The sequence below is a fragment of the Flavitalea antarctica genome (assembly GCF_054461535.1).
In genome coordinates this window covers 99,925-110,304 of the sequence record NZ_JBTLQG010000020.1, presented here as the reverse complement: position 1 = coordinate 110,304, position 10,380 = coordinate 99,925, and the positions used below count along the sequence as shown (strand labels likewise).

Annotated in this window: 8 protein-coding genes; 2 read left to right on the top strand and 6 right to left on the bottom strand. The window is 44.4% G+C overall.

Going from position 1 to position 10,380, the window contains the following annotated elements; all coding sequences use genetic code 11:
- The 3 genes from ACX0G7_RS17415 to ACX0G7_RS17405 form a co-directional block, all read right to left on the bottom strand.
- The coding region (locus tag ACX0G7_RS17415; RefSeq protein WP_458924790.1) for a hypothetical protein at window positions 1-696 on the bottom strand (696 nt) is incomplete at its 3' end.
- Window positions 674-1,243, bottom strand: coding sequence for a hypothetical protein (locus ACX0G7_RS17410; RefSeq protein ID WP_458924789.1), 570 nt, complete (start codon window positions 1,241-1,243; stop codon window positions 674-676). The genes ACX0G7_RS17410 and ACX0G7_RS17415, both read right to left, overlap by 23 nt.
- A gap of 158 nt (window positions 1,244-1,401) precedes the next feature.
- Window positions 1,402-3,927, bottom strand: coding sequence for an ATP-dependent Clp protease ATP-binding subunit (locus ACX0G7_RS17405; RefSeq protein WP_458924788.1), 2,526 nt, complete (start codon window positions 3,925-3,927; stop codon window positions 1,402-1,404).
- A gap of 96 nt (window positions 3,928-4,023) precedes the next feature.
- Between ACX0G7_RS17405 and ACX0G7_RS17400 the strand changes: the two genes are divergently transcribed.
- Window positions 4,024-4,398: an STAS domain-containing protein gene (locus tag ACX0G7_RS17400; protein WP_458924787.1), complete on the top strand. Its 375-nt coding sequence runs from the start codon at window positions 4,024-4,026 to the stop codon at window positions 4,396-4,398.
- 9 nt (window positions 4,399-4,407) lie between these two features.
- Window positions 4,408-5,091 (top strand): 2-C-methyl-D-erythritol 4-phosphate cytidylyltransferase, encoded by a 684-nt coding sequence (locus ACX0G7_RS17395; protein ID WP_458924786.1) that lies wholly within the window; start codon window positions 4,408-4,410, stop codon window positions 5,089-5,091.
- Between the two features lie 13 nt (window positions 5,092-5,104).
- Here the strand turns inward: ACX0G7_RS17395 and ACX0G7_RS17390 are convergent, their stop codons facing one another.
- From ACX0G7_RS17390 to ACX0G7_RS17380, 3 genes are all read right to left on the bottom strand, one after another.
- The gene (locus ACX0G7_RS17390; RefSeq protein WP_458924785.1) at window positions 5,105-6,028 is read right to left on the bottom strand and encodes a hypothetical protein; all 924 of its coding nucleotides are present in this window, start codon (window positions 6,026-6,028) and stop codon (window positions 5,105-5,107) included.
- Window positions 6,029-6,043: 15 nt separating this feature from the next.
- The gene (locus ACX0G7_RS17385; protein ID WP_458924784.1) at window positions 6,044-8,860 is read right to left on the bottom strand and encodes a M1 family metallopeptidase; all 2,817 of its coding nucleotides are present in this window, start codon (window positions 8,858-8,860) and stop codon (window positions 6,044-6,046) included.
- A 98-nt stretch (window positions 8,861-8,958) separates the two neighbouring features.
- Entirely contained in the window at window positions 8,959-10,374 is a 1,416-nt protein-coding gene (locus ACX0G7_RS17380; RefSeq protein WP_458924783.1) for a sugar transferase, read from the bottom strand.
- Between the last annotated feature and the right edge of the window lie 6 nt (window positions 10,375-10,380).

Genomic DNA, 10,380 nt, shown 5'->3' with positions numbered 1-10,380 from the left:
TCTCAGACTTATAAACCCCAAAATAAAAACTGCTTCAATCAGTATCAGGACGATCCATATCGAATGAGCCCAGGCCCGATGCCGTATTAACCACTTCACCAGGTTGTTGACTGCGAAACTACTACCGGAGACGAGTTGGTCAAGATAAGTGGTGATTAACATAACGTTGGTCTGGTCGACATTCCAGAGATTACCCCGCACGATCTTCCAGCATGCGGCACTAAACATCATGAAACATAAAAAAAACCGGCACATACTGAAGGCAGTAACAAAACGGGTTTGCCCGGTAAATATGAAAGCGATGGACATGATCAATACACCCACGTTGGTGTAGTGATGACCGGATAACATGTTAAAAATTATAAAGTATATAAAATAAAGTATTAAGAACAACAGCGGGAAGATCTTATAACGGGGAAGAATAATCGAAGCAACGGAGGGAATGATTAATAGTGCATCAAAATAAGGTGCGGCCCAGCCCGTTATGAAGTGTGCAAAACCAGAAGCCATAAACAACAGGTAAACCGGATCCGTATCCTGGTTCAGAAGCGGATTCGGGCCTATCTGTGAAATCAGGTTATGGTTCAACAGGTTTAACGCCAGTATCAACAGGACCACTGAATAAAAAACGCGCTGCAGGTGCATGCGGTTAGTGGAAACAAGTAAAGCATAATCAGAGAACCTCAAGTGTTTCATTCTTAGTGAGATTGGGATCTATCGTAGCCCTGTTCAGAACATAAGTTAATTCTATAATCCTGACTACTACTTTTTCACTGCCTGCAAGCCTGGAACACTTTTTCTTAAGCCAGTCTTTGAATTGCTGCTGTGTTTGTGGAGTATTATAGATACGTTGGGCGAAGTAAGGATATAAAACCGATTCATAGATAAATGGATACCTGCTTTCGATTCGTGTCTTCAACAAATCGGTGTTATTGTTCCTCTTCATATCCACATAATTGATGGTATTCGTTTCCAGCAAACTTTTTTCACCCGGCGTAGGTTTATAAAATTCTATTGGCTTATCATTTACCAATAATACAATTTTTGATAGAGTATCGGAGCCTGTAAACTGCTCAGAATACATACCGAACAGAAAAAACGGCGTAAACTCCAGTTTGACAAAAGTGAAAAATAATTGAAACAATATACAGACGATAACGAAAACAAAAGCTTTGAAATCCCTCTTCTTGAGAGCGTGTAGAAACGAGAGAAAAAGCACGCGCTTTGCCGCAGTTCTAAACATTCAATAACATTACTTTCGTTATAAATAGGGGTAACCGGGCCGGGTGCAGGTCCGGATTGAAAGATAAGTAACAAAAACGGGCCGCCAATATTGGCAGCCCGTTTATTATGTTTCTTCACTGTTGAGTAGTGAACTCATTAAAGTTTCCCAATCTAAACTTAAGCTTCTGATTTCTCCTTGGTTGGAGACTTCAACGAGAAACTAAGTTTGGAATTTTCCTTATCCAGTTCTGCGACCATGATATCTCCCGGCTTGATAGCCATCTTGAGAATTTCTTCTGCCAGGGGATCTTCAAGGTACTTTTGAATGGCCCTGTGCAATGGACGTGCTCCGAACTGCTGATCATATCCTTTCTCAGCAATGAAGTTTTTTGCGTCTTCTGCAAGTTCCAGCGAAAAGCCCAGGTTGACAAGTCGTTTTGTAACACCCTTCATCAGGATATCGATGATCTTGAAGATGTGCTCCTTTGTTAATGAATTGAAGATAATCACGTCATCTATCCGGTTCAGAAACTCAGGCGAAAACGTTTTTTTCAGTGCTTTTTCTATTACTGCTTTATTGTTTTCATCTGCATTCTGTGACCTTGATGCAGTTGTGAATCCAACCCCGTCACCAAAATCTTTCAACTGGCGGACACCAATATTTGAGGTCATGATGATGGTGGTATTCTTAAAATCGATCTTACGTCCAAGGCCGTCAGTAAGCTGGCCATCATCCAACACCTGCAACAGGATGTTGTAAATATCCGGGTGAGCTTTTTCAATCTCATCCAGGAGGATGACAGAGTAAGGTTTACGGCGTACTTTCTCAGTAAGCTGTCCGCCTTCTTCATAACCTACATATCCCGGAGGAGCGCCGATCAGACGGCTCACAGTGAATTTCTCCATGTACTCACTCATATCGATACGAACGAGTGCGTCTTCGGAATCGAACATGTAACGTGCCAGTGAACGGGCGAGCTCCGTTTTACCTACCCCGGTTGGTCCGAGGAAGATGAACGTACCTATCGGCTTTTTGGGATCCTTAAGACCGACCCTGTTACGCTGAATGGCCTTCACTACTTTGCTGATCGCTTCATCCTGGCCGACTACCATGTTTGCCATATCAACGGCCATGTTGCGCAGCTTATCGCTTTCTGCCTGCACCATCCGTTTAACGGGAATGCCGGTCATCATGCTGACCACCTCTGCAATAGCTTCATCGTCGATCGGGTAACGTTTATGTTTGCTTTCCTCTTCCCACTGACTTTTCGCTTTCTCAAGGTCTTCCTGGAGGCGTTTTTCAGTGTCGCGAAGTGAAGCGGCTTCTTCAAACTTCTGACTTTTTACCACTTTATTTTTTTCAACCTTCACATCTTCGATCTTTTTCTCAAGGTCAAGGATCTCTTTCGGAACGTTGATATTTTTCAGGTGGATACGTGCGCCCACTTCATCCATTACATCAATCGCCTTATCAGGCAAAAGTCTGTCGGTAATGTAGCGGTCACTCAGTTTAACACAGGCTTCAATAGCATCGTTGCTGTATGTTACGTTGTGATAATCTTCGTATTTAGATTTGATGTTATTCAGGATCTGTATAGTTTCATCAACGCTTGGGGGTTCGATGATCACTTTCTGAAAACGACGATCGAGTGCGCCGTCCTTTTCAATGTACATGCGATACTCATCCAGTGTGGATGCACCTATGCATTGAAGTTCTCCCCTGGCAAGAGCTGGTTTAAATATATTCGATGCATCAAGCGAGCCACTGGCTCCCCCGGCACCAACTATAGTATGAATCTCATCGATAAACAGGATGACATCCCTGTTCTTCTCGAGTTCGTTCATGATAGCTTTCATCCGCTCTTCAAACTGACCACGATACTTGGTACCTGCAACCAGGGCAGCAAGATCTAAAGAGATAACTCTTTTGTCAAACAACACACGTGAAACTTTGCGCTGCACAATACGCAATGCAAGACCTTCAACGATGGCTGTTTTACCAACCCCGGGTTCACCGATAAGGATCGGGTTGTTTTTCTTTCTGCGGGAAAGTATTTGTGACACCCTTTCAATTTCCTGCTCCCGACCTACTATCGGATCAAGGGATCCGTTTTCAGCGAGACGGGTGATATCACGTCCGAAATTATCAAGCACCGGTGTTTTGCTTTTTGCGTTGCCGGCAGCACGTGACTTCTGTTGTGAATACTTCTTTTCCTCATCAAAATCGTCTTCGTTCTCATCAGCGTATTCACTGCGTACGTCGTTGCTTTTGACCACGCCTAATTCGTTTCTGAATAAATCGTAATCCACGTCGAATTGATTTAAAATTTGAGTAGCAATATTTTCCTTGTTCTTAAGAATTGATAGCATCAGGTGTTCCGTTTCTACCGTCGGGCTTTTTAATGCCTTCGCTTCGAGAACAGTGACCCTGATAACTTTTTCTGCTTGTTTTGTTAATGGCAGACTATTAATGTTGGCGATGTTCTTACCGGTTTTATCCTTTACTGCAAGTTCAACTTCTTTCCGTAGCTCGTACAAATCGACGTTAAAACTCTTTAAGATCCGAACGGCGGTATTATCACCTTCGCGGATCAGGCCCAGCAACAAATGTTCCGTACCGATAAAATCGTTCCCCAGCCGTAACGCCTCCTCCCTGCTAAAAGAAATGATCTCCTTGACCTGGGCTGAAAAATTGTTGTCCATTTTTCTAATTTGTTGTGAATGATACAATAATAACAAATATTTTTGACTAAAGTTGACGCCGTCAAAATATTAACGACGGTTATAATAATTAAGTGTATGCAGGTCAAAATTGATACCAGAGAGAAATTCCATGTCATTACGATCAGGGAACCTAAACTCGCTGCTAATATGACAGCGGAGCTTGATGAATACCTGCTTCCTTTTGTCGAAGATCAGATAAGGAATGTTGTGCTTAATTGTGAAGACATCAGGGAGATGGATAGTGCTGCGGCGGACCATTTATTAAAAATTCAGCAGCACTTTTATGACCAGCAGTGTTCATTCGTGATCTGCAATCTACAGCAGGGTGTTGAAGAAACACTGGAGCACAACGACCTCGCTTCCCGGCTGAACATTACTCCTACTGAAAGTGAGGCCTGGGACATCGTTCAGATGGAAGAAATTGAAAGAGAACTAATGGGCGGGGATTAAGTATTACCAATGAACACTTACGCAATAATAGTTGCCGGCGGAAGCGGGGAACGTATGGGCACATTAATACCCAAGCAATTCCTCGATTTGCTTGGAAAACCATTATTGCACTATGCTATCATGGCTTTTAAGAGAGCTTTCCCTGATATCACCATCATACTTGTGGTTCCCCAGGCCCATATGACAAGGGGTCATGCGGTCGCGGGGAATCCGGCTTATGGAGGTGCTGTAAGGGTGGTAACGGGCGGGCGAACGCGCTTTGATTCTGTTAAGAATGGCTTAAAAGAGGTTGACAGAGAATCAATCGTGTTCGTACACGATGGGGTACGGTGCCTGCTCACAGACAACCTGATAACCCGATGTTATAACAAAGCGATCCTTCAAGGGAATGCAATACCTGCCATACCAGCCACAGATAGTATAAGGATCTCAAGCGGTGATGACAATGAACCGGTAGACCGCACGAGAGTTCACCTCATTCAGACACCCCAGACTTTTCGTTCCGAATTATTGTTAAAGGCTTTTGAACAGGAATTTGATCCCTCATTTACCGATGAAGCAACGGTAGTAGAAAAAACGGGGGTGCGTATTCATCTTATTGAGGGAGAAATGTCCAATATCAAGATCACCCGGCCAATTGACCTTGTAATTGCTGCAGAACTCTTACGACAGTCAGGGGTCTCTCACCTATAACTATCACTAAAGTTCATCTTTTGAACCATCTGACGGGTACGGGAAGAGCGTTATAATGCAAGTGATAGTAAATCTCAGGCCGGGGACTGAATTTCTGATAAAATTCTGCAACCCCGGGTATCTCCGAGCCTTCAAAATCAAGTACCTTATCCGTGCCGGAATATTGGCGGATTATGGAGTCTATCATGAAATATCCGGCCCTGGCCACCCGGCCGTTTTGGGTCGGTGCACCCAACAGGTAATAGATCCTTTCATTAAAAAGAAAAAACATCGCGCCAAATAATAGCTCTCCGTTCTCCTTGTTTTCCACGCCGCAGGCTAACAGGTTACCCGTTTTTTGAGCCTCCCCGGCATAAGCAAGCATCGCTTTATAATCAGCATCCGGCCGGCCGGCTTTTTCACCATATGTTTGGCGGTACATGGCAATTACGACCTCCGGAGTAACCCCGGAAGTAAACCTGCAATGCCGTGAGTTCGCTTTCCGCAGGCTTTTTTTCGCCTCGTCGTGGTAAGCCCCGGCAATCAGTTCATAACTGCTATTTAAGGGCAACAAATAATTTATCCTTTGCCTGGCGATCCAGTTTTTATTTGCGCTGCTAAAAGCGAGGTCAATATCTGCATAACTGTAATACCGTGTGAGTGCATCCAGGAACAAAGCGCGGATTTCGTCCTTACAATCAATGCCAAAAACGTCAAGCCGTTGTATAAATGAAGGTGTATAAAGATATCTTATACCAAATTTTTTTCTGTATGGTAGCGGAAATACATATTGGTAATCTCCGGCCACCAGCGCCATCCAGGAGCCACCAAGAATATCAAGCGAATTCGTAAGACCATAGATGACCGCGCCAGGTGAAGCTTTAACCGTCCGGTTCCATTTCAGATCATCGATCTGTGACCTAAGGAACAACACTGGTTGAAGATCGGCTCGCTGCATGGTTACCATGAAAATTTAAAGCTCAACATTATACTTGCTGACTACCCGTTTTGCTTGCAGGCTGTGTATATCCACGCTGAATGATACTTTTCTTAAAAACTTATTTTCTTCCGGAACCGTCTTAAGATTATCACCGAAAGTTTTGCTGTAGATCAGCGGTGCATAAATATTCAATACCTGCCTGAAGAGTGAAAGCTGTAAGCCTGCTACATACATGAACCTGCTTCCTTCAGCATCCTCTTTCCAGGCTCCGGCATATGTACCAAGATCAAAAAATATTTTTAAAGGCACTACCGGCGGCAGGATCTGCCTGGGAATGGATGTGCTGAAATTGATTGATGTCACCCAATTATCTGAGCGTCCCTGCAGGTCCTGGAACATATCCGTTCTTAATTTAAGTCCGCCATCCCTCATCATGATCTGCTGGGAACCCAACCCCTCCGATTCCAGCCTTCCCACAAAATAATTACTGTAGGTATAATCTTCGTAACCTGTAACCGCAGTGAGTTTGGGCTGGTACCTCGACGTTTCAAAAGTTTTATTGGTCGACAGTGTGCCAACGTATCCAAACTTAGCCGCAAAGAAGCGGAGATTCATCCCACCTCCCGATGCATAGTTATAAAAATATGCTGCGTTGAGGTTAACCCGGTAAAAATCTTTAGCCTGTTGCAATTGAAGCGATGCATCATAGGGATATAATACACGACTGTCTGAGATACCGAAAGTCAACTGGTTGATATAACGGTATTGTATAGCCGTTTTCTCAGGATAATAATTTCCATCAGATATCTTTAATTGATAATTGAATCCTGTTTCTCCGATCACGAAAGTTTTCCATTCCAACCATTTATCCATATTACTCAAAGGCGAAGGTTTACTGAAAGATAGTTTCAATGATGGAACGATCTTTACAAAACCCGTACTGATCCGGTTACTGTTGCTGTCGTTTGCTGTCGATGTCGAAAAACGTGATAAAGCAAGGCCGGCGGTGATCTTCTGTATCTTACCGCTGTTGTACCAGTTGTAATCCAGATCAGCAATACCATTAAGTTGGCCGGAACGGGTGGCATATAAAGGACTAACAAGAAAATGGAATCGGTTCAAAGGACGCGCATAATTATGAATCGCGGCACCGATCATGAAACCATCGGAAACGTTGTAGCCTGGTACAGGCAACACATCAATGTAATCAACTGAATCTCTGCCGTGGGAACCGGGGCTAAGTCCGCTTACCAGTTTTTTTTTTAGAGCTTTGGCGGGTGCTTTTTGTGTTGAATACAGCAGGTTAAAATGTGAAGTAAGATCCTTGCCGGAGTATTGTTCAATGGAATGCCTGAAGTCATTCGGTGTCGGGTGACGGAACTTCCAGTCTTCAGCATACCGCTTCATTGCCGAATCAAAAACCTTTCTGCCAAGCAACTTTTCCAGGGCGCTCAGCCATTCAGCGGTTTTATAATATGCCGTTGAGTAATAATTATCCTGCCTGAAATCTGCGGAAGCAGTAGCCATGGGCTGACTGGTCGCCGGATTTTCACGATAGTAGAACTGCCGCGCGGTCGCTGCGCGCCGGGAAGCGTTATTTGAGTTTCTGCTCACAAACCGAAGATTATAATAGGTGTTCATTCCCTCATCCATCCATGGATGATCTCTTTCATTGGTGGCCAATACACCCTGGAACCAGTTGTGTCCCACTTCATGTTCTATGATCTCCATCAATTGTTCCTGTCCAAGGCCGCTGCTCTGGTTGGATATCATCGGGTATTCCATTCCTCCCCCGATCCCAAAGTCTGCATCAACAACGCTGATTGAGTTATATGGATACTCAAAAAGTAATTTCGACCTGAAAAGGACGGCCTCGCGCACCCTGACAAGACTCTCTTTCCATTCTTCTGAAGATTCCTCCCTGTAAAAGCTATAGGCTTTCACCGTGCGTCCCGAAGGCAATACAATGTCTGTGGAACGAACGATAAAATATTTATCAGCAAAAAAAGCAAAGTCGTGAACACTATCCTGCAGATAACGGAGGGTTTTGGTACGGGTATCAGAAGCGATTTCCTCCAATTGCTTTACAGGCAACATGAAGGAGTTTTTGTTTTTAGGTTGTTTTGATTTTTTCCTTGCAGGCGCCGTGGCCCGGGTCTTCATCCAGTCGATCTCTTCCTGGTCCTGTAACTCCCCGGTAGCTGCGACTACATAGTTTGCTGGTAGCGTGATCCTGACATCATAAGAACCAAATTCGCTGTAAAATTCCCCCTGGTCAAGATATGGCATCGGGTGCCAGCCCTGCTTGTCATAAACTGCCGGTTTGGGATACCATTGCACTACCTGGTAAGACTGGCCCCCGGTTCCGTTGTGCCCACCCCTGCTGAAATTGTACGGAAGCTTCACATGGAAAGCCGTGGAAATATCTCTGTCCTGTCCAGGCAATAACGGCTCGTGCAGCAGCACCTTTACCACATCGATATATGATGGGTGATCCTCCATCTCCAGGGACACCGACCCGGATTTGAAGTTGAGTTTATTTATGTATCCCTTTTGTTCCGGCTTTGAAAAATAGAATGCTGTTTTGCCATTGCGCAGGAGTTGCTCGCTGAAAGCAGTCTTATCATTTTTGAAAGCATTTGGCCAGATATGAAACCAGATAAAAGCCAGTGTGTCCGGTGAGTTGTTGCGGTAATTTATGCTAATGACTCCATCAAGCGTATGTTCAACATCATTCAGACTGACTTCAATATTATACCGCACCTCTTGCTGCCAGTACTCACCCTGTGCTTTTGCATCCCTCAAATGCAAAACACAAATCATCAAAAACAAAAACCTGGCTAATCGCATGTCGTCATAAGCTTTAAGTTAATATACAACGCAGGACGGTGATCTTTATTGGAATCCTCCTCTTACCGTCTGCACTGATTGCTGATCGTATCTTGTACTTATCTTCCTTTCCCCTTAAAAATGATCCTGATTGTATGCAACATAATCTTCAGATCCAGCGCAAGTGATATATTCTCAATATAGATCAGGTCATATTTCATTCTTTCAAGCATGTCTTCAACGGTGCTCGCATAACCGAACTGGACCATCCCCCAGGAGGTGAGGCCCGGCTTTACTTTCAAAAGATAACGGAAATAAGGGGAAGCCCTGGTTAACTGGGCAACGTAGAAACTACGTTCCGGCCGGGGACCAACCAGGCTCATATCGCCTTTGAGGACGTTCCATAGCTGGGGCAGCTCGTCTATTCTCCATTTACGCATGGTTCTGCCCCAGGCTGTTATTCTCGGATCTTTTTCCGAAGAAAGCTGTGGACCTTCGCGTTCAGCATCGGCAAACATGGACCTGAACTTGAATATTAAAAACTTTTTCCCTTTATACCCGATCCTCTCCTGCGAATAAATAACGGGACCGGGGGAAGAGAGCCTGGTCCTTATTGCTGCATAAAACAATAGTGGAGAAAATATGATCAGGGACAAAAAAGCAATCCCAACATCCAGCAACCGTTTGATATTTTGTTGCCATTCCGGCATAAGGCCGGTTTTAATTCCAGATAGGACCGGCCCGAACAGTGAGTTGGCTTTGACCGATCCTGAAAGTATGTCAAGCGTATCGGGCACTATCCGTATCTCTACATCTTTGTCGCTCAACACTTCTATTATTTTTTCTACAGTTGCCTTTTCCGACCTTTCCAGGGCAATGACCACCAGCTGAATTCCATTCTTGTCTATCGCCGGGCCCATTTCATTAATGTCCCCGAACTCCGGCAGCAGTTCACTGATGCCATTAACTCCCCCACCACCCCTGATATACCCCCTGTAATGATAGCCGTACCGGAGTAGTCCCTTTTTCGTGTCTTTATATATGCGGACGGCCATGGTGTCTGATCCGACCAGCAAGGTGTTGAAACTGACCGCACCACTGCGAATCTGGCGATTGATGACAGATAAGATCAGGTGGCGGCCGATCCAGGTAAATACAATTTGCGCCACGGCATAAAAGAAAAGTGATTTGTAATAGTAAGTGTATTCTTTCTGGGGATCATTTATAACGATCAGGAAAAAAATAATGGTACACCCGATCACCCCACTTACAAAGGTGATGGTCATTTCATTCATGGTGGATTTGTGATAAAGGGAATTATAGGAGCCAAGTATAGAATAGAAGGTTATCCAAGCCACGGGGATAATCGAAAGGCCGAGCCAGAACCGCTGATTAAGGAAAAGCGTGCCATCATTCACAATCGTTTCTCCGAGCAGATATCTCCTGACAAAATACAACACTATCCAGGCGAGTATTGCTGCTATAAAATCGCTCAGAACATACCAACTGCTATGTAGTTTTCTGGATAATGGCATCGAATA

What these genes read in the sequence shown, in the direction of transcription:
- ACX0G7_RS17410 (WP_458924789.1), bottom strand. Translation starts at nt 1,243, where the DNA reads ATGTTTAGAACTGCGGCAAAGCGCGTGCTTTTTCTCTCGTTTCTACAC.
- ACX0G7_RS17405 (WP_458924788.1), bottom strand. Translation starts at nt 3,927, where the DNA reads ATGGACAACAATTTTTCAGCCCAGGTCAAGGAGATCATTTCTTTTAGC.
- ACX0G7_RS17400 (WP_458924787.1), top strand. Translation starts at nt 4,024, where the DNA reads ATGCAGGTCAAAATTGATACCAGAGAGAAATTCCATGTCATTACGATC.
- ACX0G7_RS17395 (WP_458924786.1), top strand. Translation starts at nt 4,408, where the DNA reads ATGAACACTTACGCAATAATAGTTGCCGGCGGAAGCGGGGAACGTATG.
- ACX0G7_RS17390 (WP_458924785.1), bottom strand. Translation starts at nt 6,028, where the DNA reads ATGCAGCGAGCCGATCTTCAACCAGTGTTGTTCCTTAGGTCACAGATC.
- ACX0G7_RS17385 (WP_458924784.1), bottom strand. Translation starts at nt 8,860, where the DNA reads ATGCGATTAGCCAGGTTTTTGTTTTTGATGATTTGTGTTTTGCATTTG.
- ACX0G7_RS17380 (WP_458924783.1), bottom strand. Translation starts at nt 10,374, where the DNA reads ATGCCATTATCCAGAAAACTACATAGCAGTTGGTATGTTCTGAGCGAT.